17 protein-coding genes are annotated in these 15497 nt (G+C 70.0%); 7 read left to right on the plus strand and 10 right to left on the minus strand.

Going from position 1 to position 15497, the window contains the following annotated elements; all coding sequences use genetic code 11:
• Window positions 1-74 precede the first annotated feature (74 nt).
• Together ABLG96_RS12125 and ABLG96_RS12130 are read left to right on the plus strand one after the other, a co-directional pair.
• Entirely contained in the window at window positions 75-368 is a 294-nt protein-coding gene (locus ABLG96_RS12125; protein WP_353651482.1) for an MGMT family protein, read from the plus strand.
• 330 nt (window positions 369-698) lie between these two features.
• On the plus strand, window positions 699-1673 hold the full coding sequence (locus tag ABLG96_RS12130; RefSeq protein WP_353647645.1) for a DUF4192 domain-containing protein: 975 nt from the start codon (window positions 699-701) through the stop codon (window positions 1671-1673).
• Window positions 1674-1696: 23 nt separating this feature from the next.
• Here ABLG96_RS12130 and ABLG96_RS12135 read toward each other — a convergent pair whose 3' ends face one another.
• The 4 genes from ABLG96_RS12135 to ABLG96_RS12150 form a co-directional block, all read right to left on the minus strand.
• Entirely contained in the window at window positions 1697-2506 is an 810-nt protein-coding gene (locus ABLG96_RS12135; protein ID WP_353647646.1) for a TIGR02569 family protein, read from the minus strand.
• 159 nt (window positions 2507-2665) lie between these two features.
• The gene (locus tag ABLG96_RS12140) at window positions 2666-3814 is read right to left on the minus strand and encodes a ThiF family adenylyltransferase (protein WP_353647647.1); all 1149 of its coding nucleotides are present in this window, start codon (window positions 3812-3814) and stop codon (window positions 2666-2668) included.
• Between the two features lie 130 nt (window positions 3815-3944).
• Window positions 3945-5357 carry a DUF3152 domain-containing protein gene (locus ABLG96_RS12145; RefSeq protein WP_353647648.1) on the minus strand — a complete coding sequence of 471 codons (1413 nt, stop codon included), beginning with the start codon at window positions 5355-5357 and terminating at the stop codon, window positions 3945-3947.
• Window positions 5354-6514: an alpha/beta hydrolase gene (locus ABLG96_RS12150; RefSeq protein WP_353647649.1), complete on the minus strand. Its 1161-nt coding sequence runs from the start codon at window positions 6512-6514 to the stop codon at window positions 5354-5356. The genes ABLG96_RS12145 and ABLG96_RS12150 overlap by 4 nt, the downstream gene beginning before the upstream one ends.
• Before the next feature lie 133 nt (window positions 6515-6647).
• Here ABLG96_RS12150 and ABLG96_RS12155 point away from each other — a divergent pair, with 133 nt between their 5' ends.
• The 4 genes from ABLG96_RS12155 to ABLG96_RS12170 all read left to right on the plus strand — a co-directional run bounded on the left by ABLG96_RS12155 (window position 6648) and on the right by ABLG96_RS12170 (window position 9984).
• Window positions 6648-6956 carry a hypothetical protein gene (locus tag ABLG96_RS12155; protein WP_353647650.1) on the plus strand — a complete coding sequence of 103 codons (309 nt, stop codon included), beginning with the start codon at window positions 6648-6650 and terminating at the stop codon, window positions 6954-6956.
• Window positions 6953-8563: an alpha/beta hydrolase gene (locus tag ABLG96_RS12160; protein ID WP_353647651.1), complete on the plus strand. Its 1611-nt coding sequence runs from the start codon at window positions 6953-6955 to the stop codon at window positions 8561-8563. The genes ABLG96_RS12155 and ABLG96_RS12160 overlap by 4 nt, the downstream gene beginning before the upstream one ends.
• 61 nt (window positions 8564-8624) lie before the next feature.
• Complete coding sequence (locus tag ABLG96_RS12165) at window positions 8625-9296, plus strand: hypothetical protein (RefSeq protein ID WP_353647652.1); 672 nt, start codon at window positions 8625-8627, stop codon at window positions 9294-9296.
• Window positions 9297-9375: 79 nt separating this feature from the next.
• Window positions 9376-9984 (plus strand): TetR/AcrR family transcriptional regulator, encoded by a 609-nt coding sequence (locus ABLG96_RS12170; RefSeq protein ID WP_353647653.1) that lies wholly within the window; start codon window positions 9376-9378, stop codon window positions 9982-9984.
• Window positions 9985-10014: 30 nt separating this feature from the next.
• On the opposite strand, the gene ABLG96_RS12175 is transcribed toward ABLG96_RS12170, so the two are convergent.
• The 5 genes from ABLG96_RS12175 to murA form a co-directional block, all read right to left on the minus strand.
• On the minus strand, window positions 10015-10599 hold the full coding sequence (locus ABLG96_RS12175; protein WP_353647654.1) for an antibiotic biosynthesis monooxygenase: 585 nt from the start codon (window positions 10597-10599) through the stop codon (window positions 10015-10017).
• Between the two features lie 107 nt (window positions 10600-10706).
• A complete protein-coding gene (locus ABLG96_RS12180) occupies window positions 10707-10931 on the minus strand; it encodes a DUF3107 domain-containing protein (RefSeq protein ID WP_353647655.1) in 225 nt (74 codons plus the stop codon).
• A 214-nt stretch (window positions 10932-11145) separates the two neighbouring features.
• The gene (gene nucS, locus ABLG96_RS12185; protein WP_353647656.1) at window positions 11146-11805 is read right to left on the minus strand and encodes an endonuclease NucS; all 660 of its coding nucleotides are present in this window, start codon (window positions 11803-11805) and stop codon (window positions 11146-11148) included.
• 61 nt (window positions 11806-11866) lie between these two features.
• Complete coding sequence (locus tag ABLG96_RS12190; protein ID WP_353651483.1) at window positions 11867-12619, minus strand: enoyl-CoA hydratase-related protein; 753 nt, start codon at window positions 12617-12619, stop codon at window positions 11867-11869.
• 236 nt (window positions 12620-12855) lie between these two features.
• On the minus strand, window positions 12856-14112 hold the full coding sequence (gene murA, locus ABLG96_RS12195; RefSeq protein ID WP_353647657.1) for a UDP-N-acetylglucosamine 1-carboxyvinyltransferase: 1257 nt from the start codon (window positions 14110-14112) through the stop codon (window positions 12856-12858).
• Window positions 14113-14220: 108 nt separating this feature from the next.
• On the opposite strand from murA, the gene ABLG96_RS12200 reads away from it, so the two are divergent.
• Window positions 14221-14793 carry a cob(I)yrinic acid a,c-diamide adenosyltransferase gene (locus ABLG96_RS12200; protein ID WP_353647658.1) on the plus strand — a complete coding sequence of 191 codons (573 nt, stop codon included), beginning with the start codon at window positions 14221-14223 and terminating at the stop codon, window positions 14791-14793.
• Window positions 14794-14836: 43 nt separating this feature from the next.
• On the opposite strand, the gene ABLG96_RS12205 is transcribed toward ABLG96_RS12200, so the two are convergent.
• Complete coding sequence (locus tag ABLG96_RS12205) at window positions 14837-15484, minus strand: hypothetical protein (RefSeq protein ID WP_353647659.1); 648 nt, start codon at window positions 15482-15484, stop codon at window positions 14837-14839.
• Window positions 15485-15497 lie beyond the last annotated feature (13 nt).

Raw genomic sequence — 15497 nt, forward strand, 5'->3', positions numbered from 1 at the left:
AGTACGACCCGGCGCGGCGCCGGCAGAGCGGGAGTGACCGCCGAGTGCAGGGCGGGCAGACTGTGCGCGTGGACATGGTGCTCGCTGAACGCATGTTGGAGATGGTCAGGTCGGTGCCTGCGGGCCGGGTCGTCAGCTACGGGGACATCGCGGCGGCCGCCGGTTCCCCCTCCGCAAGACTGGCCGGAACGGTGCTGTCGGCGCTGGCCGACGACTCGGTGCCGTGGCACCGCGTGGTGAAGGCGGACGGCCGTTTCGCCGCGCATCTCGCAGACACCCAGACTGCCCTGTTGCGCGCCGAAGGAGTGTGGGTCGAAGACGGTCGGGTCGTCCCGCTCACCCGGTTCCGCCATCGATTCGACGGGTGAGCCTGTCTCCCCCGATGTGCGGGGGCCCGGCTGGCGTGGTGTGCACACGTCACCGACATCGATCCCTGGAAGACGACCTGTGGAGGGCAGGTTGTCCACAGGTCGCGAGCTGTCCACAACTTCGGCGGCGTCGACGCACGGAAGCTCGTGCGCAGGTTGAGTGGACGGATGCCCGACAACCCACCGCAGCGCCCGGTCTCCGAAACCCGCCCGGCCAGTCCGCCGTCAGCGACCCCGTTCCCGCCACCGACACCGTTCCCGCCACCGAGCGACCCACGACGACGCGGGCGAATTGATCCCGACAGCCGTCCGCGCATCAGGATCGCCGATGTGACCGACCTGGTCAGGATCGGGCCCTACCAGGTGGGTTTCACGCCCTCGGAGAGCCTCGTCATCCAGTGCCTGGAAGGGGACGCCGCAACGCGGGTGATGCGGATCGATCTCCCGGTCGCCGAAGAGCCGTGGCAGCGGGAACTCGAGCTGATCGAGATGAGCGCCTACCTCTCGGCGCAGCTCGATCCCGCCCGTGACCGCTGCCTGGTCGTCATCTATTCCCGTCACCCGTCGGGCATCGAACTCGCAGCGCGCGTCGGCGAACTGCTGCGCGGCCACGGGCGCAGTGTGCTGGCGACCGCGGTGGTGGACGCCCACGAGATTCTTCTGGTCTCGGCGGACGGCGCCGTGGTCGGTCGCGAACCGATAGAGGTGCCGGACAGTGAAGGGGTGATCGCGCTGAAGGCGGTCAACACCCTCAACGGTCGGCGGGTACTCGCCGACCGAGCGGAACTGGCGGCGTCCGTCGCCGCCCCGGCGAGCATCGGCGAGGCAGTGGGGCGTCAGGCGGTCGCCGTCGTCGTGGAGGAACTCGACCGGATCGCGCTGCGCAGCGGCGAGATCCGTCCGCTCGATCCTCCGCTGCTGACGGCAGTCCTGCAGGATGCGCTCTGCACGGTGGCCGGCGACGGCACGGTGAGCGTGGGGGTCGCCGCCCGGCTTGCGGTGTATTGCTGGAACTCGGGGGATCGGGACGCGCTGCTCGCCCAGATGCTGCAGCGCCGCTCGGAACCCTGGATCCCGGTCCTGGTCTCGGCGCTGCGCCGGGTCCCGGCCGACGATTCGGTGGATCTGTGTTCGGTGCTGGTGGTGGTCGCCTACCGCGCGGGTGATGGAGCGCTGGCCCAGGTGGCAGCGGACCGCGTGCTGCAGACCGACCGACGCCACCGGCTGACCTTGCTGATGCTGGACATCATGTTCGCAGGACTTCCGCCGGACAGCTTGGACGGACTGTGCGCGGCCTCCGGTTGAGTCGGCAGGAGGACGCATGCACGTCATTCTCCGAGATAGGGCCTGAGCATCTGCGCCGCCGACATGACCTCGACCATCGATTCGGCGGTGGAACGTGGATGGGCAAGGCTGACGCCCAGCCGGAACAGCAGTGCGCGCCGCAGCATCTCGCCGAACTCGTGCCGCTCCATACAGCTCTCGACGAGTTCGTCGCCGGCTCCGCCCCAGCTGACCGCATCCACCACGACGATGGCGGCCGCGAAGGCAGGAGGTCGCCAGTAGGGGGTGATGTCCACGATCGCCGGCGCGGCGGATCCGGCGAACAACACATTGCCGAACAGATCCCCGTGCACGATCTGCGACTTGAGCGTGACCGGTCGACGACCTCCGGCCCATTCGTCGTAGAGCTTCGCGGCGTGACCGGTGCCGATCCGCTGGTCGACGTCCTCGATCTCTCCCCAGGCGAGCCGATCGGCCCACGAGTAGAGATCGTCCCGTTGGGCCAGGAACCGCGGCCGCGGCTCGTCGGTCAGTGCGGCGTGCAGGCGATCACCGGCGGCGAGAATGTCCTCGTACCGGGCGGCGGCACGTCCCACGACGAACTTCTGGGCCGTCCACCCGGAGACGACCCAACGACCGTCGGAGGATCGGACCGGCCGGGCGAGCCTCAGCAGGTCGACTCTGAGCGTCTCGAACGTGCGCGCGATCCACGCCGCCTCGGCAGTGTCTGCAGTCGGCTTCAGAACCGTGTCAGCACACCGCCAGGTCTGCTGCTGACCGCCTTCGAGCAGCTCCGGAATCGCCGCGGGCACGCCGAACGCGGCGAGCACATGATCGGGGGGCGGGACGGGCACGCCTCGGACGCTACCGTCTGGCAGTCCGGCGATCACTGCTCCACCGGCCGTGTCGCGCACCGCCTGACTCCGGTCCCCGTCCTCAGGCTCTCCGTCCTGAAGCTCCCCCTCCTCAGGGCTCTCCCACCTCGGGTGCGGATCCACCGGGTGCCCGCCGGATCAGTAGCGCGGAAGGCTCGGGTCGACCTCTGCAATCCATCGCAGGATGCCGCCGTCCAGACTCGAGGCCGACCGACCAGCTTCCACCGCGACCCGCCGGGCGGCCGCGGCCGAGCGCACCCCGGACCGACACAGGACCACGATCTGCCGGTCGGCACCGACAGAGCCGTCCCTCGCCGACGTGACCAACGCATCGGCCGTCATCGCGACGGCCCCGTCGATGGACACGATCAGTCGTTCCGCAGGTTCCCGCACGTCGACGAGCAGTGGTGGGTGGCTGGAGAGAAGCGCGTCCCGCAGGGCGGCAGGCTGTACCAACGGAACCGGCTGCTCGGCCGGCTCCGGCGACGATTCCAGCGCGGCCACGTCCCCGGCTGGGGTTCGACGGCTGCCGGTTCTGGCGCCGAGCGGCACGGTCCGGGTCTCACCGTCGAGCGCGTCGTGCACGATCAACCGACCCACCAGAGGCTTCCCGATCCCGCAGATGAGCAACACTGCCTGGGTGGCCATCAGGGTTCCGATGGTGCCGCACAACGCCCCGAGCACACCGCCCTCGGCGCAGCTCGGCACGGCGCCGGGCGGCGGTGCCTGCGGGTGCAGATCGATGTACCGGGGGCCTCGGTCCGTCCAGAAGACGCTCACCATCCCCTCCATCCGCAACACCGACCCCCAGACGTCGGGGATGCCGGCCCGCGCACAGGCGGCGTCGACGAGGTACCGGGTCTCGAAGTTGTCGCTTCCGTCGATCACCAGGTGGTGACCGGCCACGATGTCGTCGACGTTCTCCGGAGTCAGGCGGACCGGGTGCTGCTCGACCACGGTGGCGGGATCCAGAGCCCTGACGGTCCGGGCTGCCGACACCGTCTTCGGCTCCCCCACTGCATCCGCCGGATGGATCACCTGGCGCTGCAGATTCGACAACTCCACCCGATCGTCGTCGACGATCCCGATGGTGCCGACGCCCGCAGCGGTCAGGTAGGCCACGACCGGCGATCCCAGGCCTCCGGCGCCCACCACCAGCACCCGCGCCGCGCGGAGCCGACGCTGTCCGAGCTCACCGAGATCAGGGAGCAGCAGATGTCGTGCGTACCGGGCCAGTTCGGGCCCGGTGAGGGCGGGGCCGGGTTCGACCAGCGCGGGAAAGCTCATGACATCAGTCTGCCCCGCGAGTGCGCGGGCTGTGGATCAGCAGGCAGGACGTCGGGATCGAGCGCGCCGATGTGGACCCGGCGCCGTACTTCGTCCAGGCACCCGCCGTGTCGGAGTGGGGCCTAGGCGGTCAGCCGACACTGCCCCGCGGATACGGGTACGGATTGAACTTGCAGACCAGCCCGTCCTCAGGGATGTTCTGGACGTCCAGCGGGTGCAGGTCGTCGTTCGCCGTCGAGAAGCTCTGCTGCATCATCACCGGGGCCAGACCACCCTGCTCGGTGCACGGCTGATGATGGAAAGCCAACCGGTGGCCGACCTCGTGGTTGATCGCGTAGACCCGGTACGAGCCGATGTCGCCGTTGAAGGAGATGGCGCCGCGCGTCCACCGGGAGTCGTTGATCACCACCCGGTTGTCACGCGAGCTGTTGTAGCACGAGGCCTCGAGCTTGATGGTGTACCCGCACATAGCTCGCGTCGTCATCTGACTGGACAGCGACACCCGGAAGCTCGGCGTTCCGGAATCCACCCGCTGCAGCGTGTACTCGCCGCCGGCGATCCACGAGCGCGGATCCGAGAGGGTCGCCACCACCGAAGCGGCGAACTCCTTGTCCTGCTCGGTGGTCTGGACGCCGTTCTCGACCTCCACGGTGAAGGTCAGCTTCTGCGGACCGGACCCGATCGCCCCGGTCCGGCCCGGCACCGTGTGGTACGTCCCTGCCCCCTTCGTGGTGAACGCTGCACCGATCGGCAGATCACCGGCCTTGAGCGTCCTGGCCCATGCGCCGTTCGGATCAGGGCCGGCCGGGCCCGAGCCGCTCGCGCTGGGCGCGGTCGGCAGTGCGCTGGAGGGTGGCGCGCTGGAGGCTCGCGGGGGCCCCGGCGCGCCCGCCGACGCACTGCCAGAAGGGGTCTGCAGCTGGGTCGTGGTCACCACGACGGTGGTCGGCACCGAGACGGCACCTGCGGTGCCCGGGACCTGCTGTGAGATCGAGGGGTCGGGTCCGCCCGCGAGGACAGGACCGACCGGCCCCCTGGCCACCTGCACGATCACCACCACGGTGAGCGCGACCAGCACCGGCAGGGCGTAGGCGCGCCAGCCGTAGCGGTGCACGAACCATCCGAGCGCGCTGCGCCGACGGGCCGTCTTGCGACGGCTGCCGTCTCCGTGCTCCGGCGGTGCGGCGGGCTCTGCAGCGGGCCGACGAGGCCGCAGCCGGGTCTTGTCCGCTTCCGGATCCTGGGTGGGAATCGGCGTCCAGGCAGCTCGCAGTGGCTGCGGGCCGAGACTCGGATCGGACCACAACGTCGACTGACCGACGGGCCTGGTGCGTCGACCGTGCACCTCGGAACGGCCGGAGCGACCGGGTGAGTCGCGCGGCTGCGGGGGCGCCCAGGCCTGTCCCGGCCGTGCCCGTTCCGCCCCGGCCTGCCCGGCGACTGCCTGGCGGGTCCGCGCCTGCGGGGTCCATGGAGCACCGGGGTCGCCTTGACGGACACCTGGAGGGCTCTGACGGCGACGTGGGTCGCTCGGGCGGGTCACGCGGTCGAGGGTGCCACATTCGGCACCCGGGTCGATCGAGGCTCGCCTGTGTCCGCGGCGACCGTGTCGACGTCCTCCCACAGCGCGAGCACCGCGCGAGCCGTGGCGTCCGGACGCTCCATCTGGGCGACATGACCGCATCCGGCGAGCACCAGCAGCCGGCTCTGCGCGAACGCCGCCGCCGTCGACGTCGCCAGGGAGCAGTCCACCAACCGGTCCTTCGTCCCCCAGATCACCAGGGTGGGGACGGTCACCGACGCGGTGATGCTGCGAAAGGAACGCCGGCCGACCCGCAGATAGCTGCGCATCAGGGCGCGCATCGACTCGATCGTCGAGGTGTGGACCCATCGCAACGGGAATCGCCAGCGGAGCTCCACCGCGGCAGCCGCCACGTCCTCGGCGGTCAGCGACGAAGGATCGCCGTAACACAGCGCTGCCATCCCCTGGGCGCGCTGCTGCGCATCGATCCCACCGAGTCGCCGCACCGCCAACCCGGTCGTGCCGGGGGCCAACAGCAGTCCCAGGCGCGGGTCGGCACCCCGGTCGGTGGTGAGCCGCAGATCCGGGACCGCGGGCGAGATCAGCGTCAACGACGTGATCAACTCCGGATGACGGGACGCCACCAGGATGCACACCATTCCGCCGAGCGAGTTCCCGACCAGGTGCACCGGTCGCCGCGGAGACAGCCGCCGGATCACCTCGGCCACGATCTCGGCGTCGTCGTCCAGGGAGTACCGCTCACCGGGAGGCGGATCGCTGCGCCCGAATCCGGGGAGATCGATCGCATGTCCGCGGGCGTAGGTGGCGAGCACCGAACCGACACTGTCGAAGTTCGTCGAGTTCCCCGCCAGCCCGTGGACGTAGACAGCGACCGGGCGGTCGTCGATCTGGCGATCCCGCTCCACGGGGCGGGCGATCTGCTCGGGCCCCGCCGACGTCAGCCCGGTCGACGCCGAGCGATCGTCCCCGCGTGGCGGGTGATGCGGTCCGCGCACGAACACGCCGCGATCGTCGATGACCATCAGTTGCCCCGCCGCAGGAACAGCCCTGACAGGTGCTGCGGGCGGCAGGGGCGTCACGCTGAGCCGAGCGTCGCTGAGCTCGGCGAATCGCTCCCGGTCCGGTGGATCGGGCATCGGCCAGGGCGTCGCGCTCATCCGCCCATCGTGCCCGCTGTTCACCCCGAGTTGTCCACAGAGCACTCGAGGATCCACAGAACTCACACTGCCGCTGGGCTCTGATCCATCCGGCGGGGAGGCTGGCCGCGCACCGACAGGACGAGGAGGATGGATGCACGATCCGGAAACCGGACTGACCTTCGACCCGGTCGTGGTGGGTCGACTGTCCGCCGAACTGCACGAATTGGCGTTGCGCTGGCTGACATCGGCCGGCGACCCGGCGGCCACCCCCGGCGCGTTCGGCACCGACCGGGGAGGCGCCGAGCTGTCCTCGGCGCTGCCGGTCTTCCTGGCGCGGGCCCTGGAGGCCCGGCGACGCGGCTGCGCGCTGCTGGAAGCGGCGGCAACCGCGGTGGAGAGTGCCGCCGGAACCCTGGACGAATTCGACCGGGCCGGTTCACGCGCAGGCGGCCCGCGTTGAGCGGGGCGTTGCCGCCGGTCCATCCGCACCTGGCGCGATGGACGGCCGACTGCGGGGCCGGGATCCTGGGCCCGATACTCGACGCTGTCGACGGTGTCGCCACCCAACAGATCCGATCCGTGTTGTCTGCGGCGACCCTGCACTCCGAACTCGCCCGATCCAGCGCGCCGTCGATCCGCGGATGTGCGGATTCACTCGCCGTTGCCTGGTCGGCCCGGCAGCCCGCCCGGTACCTGCGATCGCTGGCAGACGCAGTAGGGCGGCTGGGCGCCGAGATCGTCCTGACCGTCGGGCGCGTCGGCACCGCGCTCGACACGATCGAGAACGCTCAACGATCCCTGGCCGGCGCGATCCAGCGAGCTCATGCAGCGGTCGACTGGTCTCCGAGTTACGTCCCCTGGGGGACCCCGGAGGCGGAGGCCCGCACCGCAGCCGCCCGGACGCTCGCTGCCGCGGCCGACTCGTCCCGACAACAACTCGTGGCCGCGATGTCGTCGATCAGCGGCGCTCTGTCCGCGGACCCGGGTACGTCCCTGACCGCGATCACACCCCCGACGGTGTCATCGATCCGCGGTTCTGCTCACCCGTCCGTCGACTTCCGGCCGACGGAGCTCAGCGGAGCCGCGACCCGGATCGACCGGCTGGCTCGGGATCAACTCGCGGCGGACCTGCACTGCGGTACCCCGTGGCGGCGCACCTTCGCGCTCCGGACACTCGCCGCACTCAGGGCGGCCGAGACCAGCGGGGGTGACAGCCGGGCCCAGCTGCTCGTCTACCAGCCCGACGCATTCGGCGGTCAGGGGCGCGTGGCCGTCTCGGTCGGAGACGTCTCGCGGGCCGACCACGTGGCAATCCTGACTCCCGGCATCGCGAACTCCCCCGCCGATCTCGATGCGTCGGTACCCACTGCGGCCGGCCTGCGCGATGCTGCCCAGCAGGCGGCTCCTGGTGAACGCACCGCGGTCGTGCTGTGGTTCGGCTACGACATCCCGGTCTCCGGGTCGCCGAATCACACGTCGTTGGCGCGTGAATGGGCTGACCTGACGGCCGCAGCCTCCGCGGACCCAGCGACGGAAGGGGCGCCGCTGCTGGCCGCGGACACCGCCACGATCCGCACGACGATGCTGGATTCGGCGACGCTCACCCTGATCGGCCACTCGATGGGATCCGTCGTCACGGCGCGGGCGGCACAGGAGCCGATCGGTGCCGATTCCGTCGTCCTGCTCGGCTCACCCGGCGTCGGCCGGCCGGATGCCAGGGCACAGGACCTGGCCGGGGTGGCGCCGGAGAACGTCTTCGTCCTCAGCTCGGACCGGGACCCGGTCACCGGCTCGTTCACAGACCTGGGAGGCTGGCTCGCCACCGGCCTGGTGGCGGGTCCAGCCAGCGCGGGCCGGCCGTCCTTCGGCACCGATCCGGCGTCGACCGCATTCGGCGCCCAACGGATCAGTGGCCCTGCTCCGCCGCTGTGGAACCCCGGCGGTGGATGGCGGTACTCCTTCGCCGAGCACTCGCTCGGGCGCTACCTCGGTGGCGCGGGGCTCGTGGCCGTCGGAGCCGTGGTGGCCGGCCGGACCGCACGCGTACCGCGCACCCGGGGACGCTGACATCCGCGTCGCACCGATCGTCCCGGAACCGACTCAGGCTCCGGGCGGCTACCGTGCAGCGATGAAGCCTGCCGCGGCCGCGTCACCGGCCGCCTACTACGCGGTCATGGGTGCCACCCTCGGGCGCTATCGGTCCCTGGGTCCGGTCGTCGCCGGTGGCTGGGACGCCTACGTCGAACTCGGTGATGAGCCGGACTCCCTGGAGCGCGCCGTGCTCGGCGGGGCGCGGTGGCTCTCGTGGGGTCAGGGGCCGACAGTGCCCGGGTGCCTGCGGGTGACCGCCGGTACCGGAGCGGACATCGCCACCGCGGCCACCGCTGCGCTGGCCATCATCGAGGCGCTCGAGCACGCCGGAATCCTGGTGGTCCCCGCGGTGGAGAACGCGGTGGGGCTGCTGCTCTACCTGCAGCCGGCCACCCCCCAGTGGGGTTCGGCAGCCGCGCTGGCCGAGCGCGCGCCCGAGATCGCCACCGTGGATCCTGCCGCCAGCGACGGGCGCGCGCTGCTGGTGGAGCTGGACCCAGCGGCCCCGATCCCACTGCCCTACAGCCTGGTGGACGGCCCTGATGGCATCACCGCGGTGATGCCGGTGACGGTCGACGAGATCGCGGCGATGACCGCAGGGATGCCCGTCGACCCGGCCCCCGAGGTGGTGCTGGATCGACTCACCGCCGAGGGAGACCTGGCGTCGGGACTGCTTGCCGACGCTCCGCAGGAGGGCACCACTGCCTGACGGCACCCTGCGGCAGCACTGGGCACCGTAGGGTCTGGGGGTGTCCGATCCGGGCGACGAGTACCGAGGAGGAGGTCAGATGACGGAGACCGCCCGACCCGCGACGCGCTTGTCGCGCAGCGATCGACGGGTCCAGCTGCTGACGGCCGCCAGGTCGGTGTTCTCGGACCAGGGCTACCACGCGAGCTCGATGGACGACATCGCCGAGGCTGCGGGTGTCAGCAAACCGGTACTCTACCAACACTTCTCGTCGAAGTTGCAGCTGTACGTCGCACTCCTGGAGATCTCTACCGACGAGATGGTCGGCCGCGTCAGGTCGGCGTTGGCGGCCACCGAGGACAACAAGGAGCGCGTCCGCGGCACCATCCGCGCGTACTTCGACTTCGTCGCGGACAACCAGCAGGCCTATCGACTGATCTTCGAGTCGGACCTGCACTCCGAGACCGAGGTGCAGACCCTCGTCGACCGGGCCACCGAGGGCTGCGTCCAGGCCCTCACCGAGACCATCATGAAGAACACCGGCGAGGACCAGTCGCACAGCCGGTTGCTGGCTGCGGGCTTGGTGGGCCTGTCGCACGTCAGCGCGCGGTTCTGGATCAGCGAGCAGACGCCCATCGAACGCGACGTGGCGATCGAGCTCCTCTCCACGTTGGCCTGGCGCGGGATCTCCCGCTTCCCGCAGAGCTGAGCCCGACCGGGCCCTGCAGCTGGAGGAGGATCAGCGAACTCGGCGCCATGGGGCGGGCCGGCCGTGCAACCACCAGTGCAGCGTGCGGGTGATCCACGGCAGTCCGGCGTAGGTCATCACCGGGGTCAACACCAGCGTCACGATCAACACCCGCAGCGGAAGGGCCATCGTGGACAGCGTCTCCCGGGCGATCCAGTTGGCCAGCAGGCTCAGCGGTAGGAAGACCAGAAAGATCGTGCAGGCCTGCTTCCAGCGCGGCGGCGCAGCGATCACCGGGCGGACGTCGTCCACCTCGGTCGTCATCGGGTCGTCGAACCAACCCTCGATCCCGGTGCGACGCTCCACCCGGGCCTCGACCACCCCTAGCCCGGCCGCCGAAGCCTTCCACCACTGCCGCTGCGACGAGCTCTCCCAGACCTCCAATGAGTCAGGGTCGGCGAAGCGGTAGAGCATGTGCCACGTGTCAGAACCAAGGTCGGGTCGCACCCAACCGCCGCCCAGGAACCCGGGAAACTTCTCGGCCAACGAGATACCCGCTGCAAACCAGCTGACCATCTCGTCCTCGTGCCCGGTCTCGAGGTGCCGGGTGATCGCGACGGTGACGGGAGCGCTCATCGGTCCATCGAAGGACATCAACGGCGTTCATCACCAGCCCCGGAGTGTCCGGGTGACGACACTCACCGCCGACTGCCTGGCCAGGGACGATCCGGAGCCGAAGCCGATCAGGAGCCGAAGCCCACCCTGCGGGAGTCGGACGGGGCAATCTCGACATAGGCGATCCGAGCGGTCGGGACGATGACCTTGCGGCCCTTCTCGTCCACCAGGACGAGACTGCCGGAGGAATCCTTCAGCGCCTTGTCGACCTGTGCCTGGACCTCCTCGGGCTCCGCCGTGGACACGACCAGGAGCTCTCGCCCGTGGTCCGCAATACCGACCTTGACCTCCACGCGGTCACCTCTTCCATGTTCGTGCGGCCCGCTGCGTCCTGCCCGCGGGTCCTGTCGTGTTCAGCTCGCTCGCCCCCAGGCTAGTGCGCACAGCGCGCACACCCCGGGCGGGGTCGGCCGTTTCCGCGCAGAGCGGACAGGCAGGCGGATCGGCCCGCCACAGCGGACTCAATCCGGCCGGGCGACGCGTCGACCGGTGCGGGGACGCCACGACTCAGAAGAGCCGCTCCTCCGGATTGTCGATGCCGCGCATCACGTCGTAGTCCAGGACCACGCAGCGGATCCCGCGATCCTCGGCGAGGGTGCGGGCCTGGGGCTTGATCTGTTGCGCCGCAAAGATTCCCTGTACAGGCGCGAGCAACGGATCCCGGCCCAGCAGTTCCAGATAGCGGGTCAGCTGTTCGACGCCGTCGATCTCGCCGCGCCGCTTGATCTCCACCGCGACGACGGCACCGGTCGCGTCCCGGCAGAGCAGATCGACCGGACCGATCGGGGTGGGATATTCGCGCCGAACCAACGACCAGCCGGCGCCCAGCGTCTCGACCTGTTCGGCGAGCAGCTTCTGCAGGTGCGCCTCGACGCCATCCTTCACCAGACCCGGGTCGACGCCGAGATCGTGTGAGGAGTCGTGGAGCACTTCCTCGATCGTGATGACGAGCTTCTCCCCCGCGGTGTTCACCACCTCCCAGCGGTCGTCCTGCGCCGTGAGCTTGCACGGGGGCGACATCCAGTTCAGCGGCTTGTAGGCGCGATCGTCAGCATGGATCGACACCGACCCGTCCGCCTTCACCAAGAGCAACCGGGTCGCCATCGGGAGATGGGCCGTCAACCGGCCCGCATAGTCAACGGAACATTTCGCCACCACGAGTCGCACCCGGCCACCCTAGCCAGCGCGGTGTGGGTGCCGCGAATCTCCCCCGGTTGCCGGACCGTGTTCAGTCGGTCCACTCCGGGTGACGCTTGCCGAGGAAGGCAGCCATCCCCTCCTTGCCGCCCGCGCTCTGGGAGGCAGCCGCCATCGCCTCGGCGGCGATCGCGTAGGCATCAGCCGCAGGGCGGTCCAGCTGCGCGTACAGCACCCGTTTGCCCCAGGCCTTGGACGCCGCACTCCCCCGGGTGGCGCGAGCGAGCAACTCCTCGACCGCCGCGTCGAGCTGCTCGGGTTCGACCACCCGGTTCACCAGACCCCAGTCGAGCGAGGTCGCGGCATCGATCACGTCGCCGGTGAGGGCCATCTCCATCAGGCGCTTGCGGCCGATGGATCTGGCGACCGGGACCGCAGGCGTGTGGCAGAACCAGCCACCCGCACCACCGGGCAGCGCAAAGCCGGCCGTGCTGGCCGCGACCGCCAGGTCAGCGGATGCCACCAGCTGACAGCCCGCGGCGGTCGCGAGCGCATGCACCCGGGCGATCACCACCTGCGGTAGCGACTGCAGCTTCTCCATCACGCTCTGGCAGAGCTCCAACAACGCCCTGACCCCCACCACGTCGCGAGCAGCAACGTCGGCGAAGTCGTGACCACTGGAGAACACGGGCCCCTCGGCGCCAAGTATCAGCCCGGTGGCCTCGCTCACCGCGACCTCGTCCAGCGCCGCGAGCAGCGCCCGCAGGGTCGGCTCGGACAGGGAGTTCCGGCGCTGCGGATTGGTGAGTGTCAGCCGCGCGGTGGCCCCGTCGATGACAAGCATGACGGGGGCCGGCTGCTGCTCACCGGACGGGACGGCGCGCTCAGCAAGAGAAGTCATGCCACCAGCGTAGATCCGGCCCCTACGGTCACGTCATGCGATGGGAGCCGGACGTCGGACGCGGTGAGTGGTTGCGGGCCCGGTTGCAGAGCGGCGCCCTATCACGGAGGAGACCACCCCGGTCCAGGGACTCGACGACGCGGTGTTCACCGGACCGCGGCTGCAGCTCCCCGGGCGGCTCAATCGGTGACGCGCTCCACCTGGGCGCCGAGCGCCACCAGGTCCTCGACGAAGCGCGGGTAGCCACGGTCGATATGCCAGACCTCGTTGACCTCGGTGACGCCGTCGGCGGCCATCCCGGCGAGCACCAGCCCGGCCCCGGCCCGGATGTCGGTCGCCCAGACCGGCGTCGAGGACAGTCGTTCCCGGCCCCGCACCGATGCGTGGTGACCGTCGATGCGGGCGTCGGCACCCATCCGCACCAGCTCGTCGACGAACTTGAAGCGGGCCTCGAAGACGTTCTCGGTGATCATCGAGTGTCCGTCCGCCACCGCGGCGACCGCGAGCGCCATCGGCTGCAGGTCGGTCGGGAACCCGGGGAACGGCAGGGTGATGAAGTCGACGGCGCGCGGCCGGTCGGGAGCGTCCACCGAGAACCCGTCATTCTCCGGGCGGACTGTCACCCCCATCGCCGCCAACCGCTCCAGCGGGGCAGCCAGATGACTCGCCGACGTGCCGTGGACACGGATCGCACCCCGGGTGACGGCCGCCGCGTAGGCCCAGGTACCCGCGACCATCCGATCGCCGACGGTGACGTGCTCCACCGGGTGCAGCTTCTCGACCCCCTCGACGGTCATCGTCGACGTCCCTGCCCCGGAGATCTGGGCGCCCATCTGCTGCAGCATCTCGACCAGGTCGACGATCTCAGGCTCGCGGGCCACATTGTCGATGGTCGTCGTGCCCTTCGCAAGCACGGCCGCCATCAAGATGTTCTCGGTCGCCCCGACACTCGGGAAGGCCAGCTCGACCGGAGCCCCGATGAGCGCATCGGCCTCGCCGACCACCGCACCGTGTTCGATCCGCATCCGGGCGCCGAGCGCCTCCAGACCGGCCTGGTGCATGTCGAGCGGCCGGGAGCCGATCGCATCGCCGCCGGGCAGCGCGACCTTGGCGCGCAGACACCTGCCCATCAACGGCCCGAGCACGCACACGGAAGCGCGGAATCGGCGTACCGCGTCAAAATCCGCCTCCCAGGAGAGCTCGGCCGGGGTGGTGATCGACCAGCGATTCCCGTCCTGGGTGACGGTGCAGCCGAGTCCGCGGAGCACGTCGGCCATCAGTGGGACGTCGAGGATGTCCGGGCAGTTGGTGATGGTCGAGGTGCCCTCGGCGAGCAGGGTTGCGGCCATCAACTTCAGGACGCTGTTCTTCGCTCCCGCAACGGTGACCTCGCCGTCGAGGCGGGCGCCACCGGTCACCAGGAAACGTTCGCTCACGAACCCGAGCTTAGTGCGCGGTCGCCGGTCGTTCGGCCATCCGTGACGGTGCGTTCAACACCCCGGAACGGTCCGGCAAGTCGATCCGTGGGCCCCTAGGCTGCGAGCATGGCCGTTCATCTGACTCGTATCTACACCCGTACCGGCGACGACGGGACGACGGGACTGTCGGACTTCTCCCGGGTCCGCAAGACTGACCCGCGGCTCATCGCCTACGCCGATTGCGACGAGACCAACGCCGCCATCGGGGTCGTCCTCGTGCTCGGCTCGCCCGCACCCGAGCTGGCCACCGTGCTGCGCCGGATCCAGAACGAACTGTTCGATCTCGGCGCAGACCTGGCGACACCGATCGCCGAGGACCCGCAGTACCCGCCGCTGCGCATCGACCAGAGCTACATCGATCGGCTCGAGCACGACTGCGACGCTTTCAACGAGGACCTCGCGCCGCTCACCTCGTTCATCCTGCCGGGCGGGACCGCGGCCGGTGCCCTGCTGCACCAGGCTCGCACCACCGCCCGACGGGCCGAGCGCAGTGCCTGGGCGCAGCTCGACGCAGATCCCGAGCGCACCAGTCCGCTCACAGCGCAGTACCTCAACCGGCTCTCGGACCTGCTGTTCATCCTGGGCCGGGTCGCGAACCCCGAGGGTGACGTGCAGTGGGTGCCGGGCGGGGAGCGTTGACCGGCGTCGCGCGGGATACCGACCGGTCGTCAGCGTTCACTGGTCACCGTGCCCGTGGGCGCCGCACCGACACCAACACGACCACTGCTGCGCACAGCGCACCGAACACCGCCAGCTGCACGGAGCTCACGCTCGAATCAATGGGAGCCGACCACCACAGCGCGCGACCGTCGTCACCGATCGCACCGAAGAACAACAGTGTCATCGTATAGCTGAACGTCACCATCCAGGCGATTCTCGGCACCCCGAACAGCTGGCACACCCCGGTGATCAGCACGAAAATCAGCACGTTGCGCACCACGGCACCAGTCAGCACCTGTGAGCCGAAGAGCTGCCCCGTGCAACTTGCCGCTGCCACCAGGGCTATCCACCCGGCGATCCAAACGATTCGCCACCAAAACAGCCTCGGGTGCAGCGGCACGGAGATGGGCGCGTCGTGCCGCCATGCTGCACCGATCGCCATGGCTCCGATGACGGGGATGATCAGGACGCCTGCGACCTTGGCCGACAACGTGAACCCGCCCAGCCGGTCGAAAACCAGATCCGATGTCGCCGCAGACCCGGCAGCGGTAACGACAAGGATCACTCCTGCCACGAACACCTGATGGGCCACCGTCCACGACCGAACTTCCCGTACCAGGTGGTGCCCGCTCTTACCGGGACCGGAACTCACCCGGTCCTGACTGCCCACGGGGCCAAGGTGA

The sequence above is a fragment of the Nakamurella sp. A5-74 genome (genome assembly GCF_040438885.1).
Taxonomy (GTDB): Bacteria; Actinomycetota; Actinomycetes; order Mycobacteriales; family Nakamurellaceae; genus Nakamurella.

What these genes read in the sequence shown, in the direction of transcription:
- ABLG96_RS12200 (WP_353647658.1), top strand. Translation starts at nt 14,221, where the DNA reads ATGGCCGTTCATCTGACTCGTATCTACACCCGTACCGGCGACGACGGG.
- ABLG96_RS12140 (WP_353647647.1), bottom strand. Translation starts at nt 3,814, where the DNA reads ATGAGCTTTCCCGCGCTGGTCGAACCCGGCCCCGCCCTCACCGGGCCC.
- ABLG96_RS12175 (WP_353647654.1), bottom strand. Translation starts at nt 10,599, where the DNA reads ATGAGCGCTCCCGTCACCGTCGCGATCACCCGGCACCTCGAGACCGGG.
- ABLG96_RS12190 (WP_353651483.1), bottom strand. Translation starts at nt 12,619, where the DNA reads ATGCTTGTCATCGACGGGGCCACCGCGCGGCTGACACTCACCAATCCG.
- ABLG96_RS12165 (WP_353647652.1), top strand. Translation starts at nt 8,625, where the DNA reads ATGAAGCCTGCCGCGGCCGCGTCACCGGCCGCCTACTACGCGGTCATG.
- ABLG96_RS12150 (WP_353647649.1), bottom strand. Translation starts at nt 6,514, where the DNA reads ATGAGCGCGACGCCCTGGCCGATGCCCGATCCACCGGACCGGGAGCGA.
- ABLG96_RS12125 (WP_353651482.1), top strand. Translation starts at nt 75, where the DNA reads ATGGTGCTCGCTGAACGCATGTTGGAGATGGTCAGGTCGGTGCCTGCG.
- ABLG96_RS12155 (WP_353647650.1), top strand. Translation starts at nt 6,648, where the DNA reads ATGCACGATCCGGAAACCGGACTGACCTTCGACCCGGTCGTGGTGGGT.
- ABLG96_RS12170 (WP_353647653.1), top strand. Translation starts at nt 9,376, where the DNA reads ATGACGGAGACCGCCCGACCCGCGACGCGCTTGTCGCGCAGCGATCGA.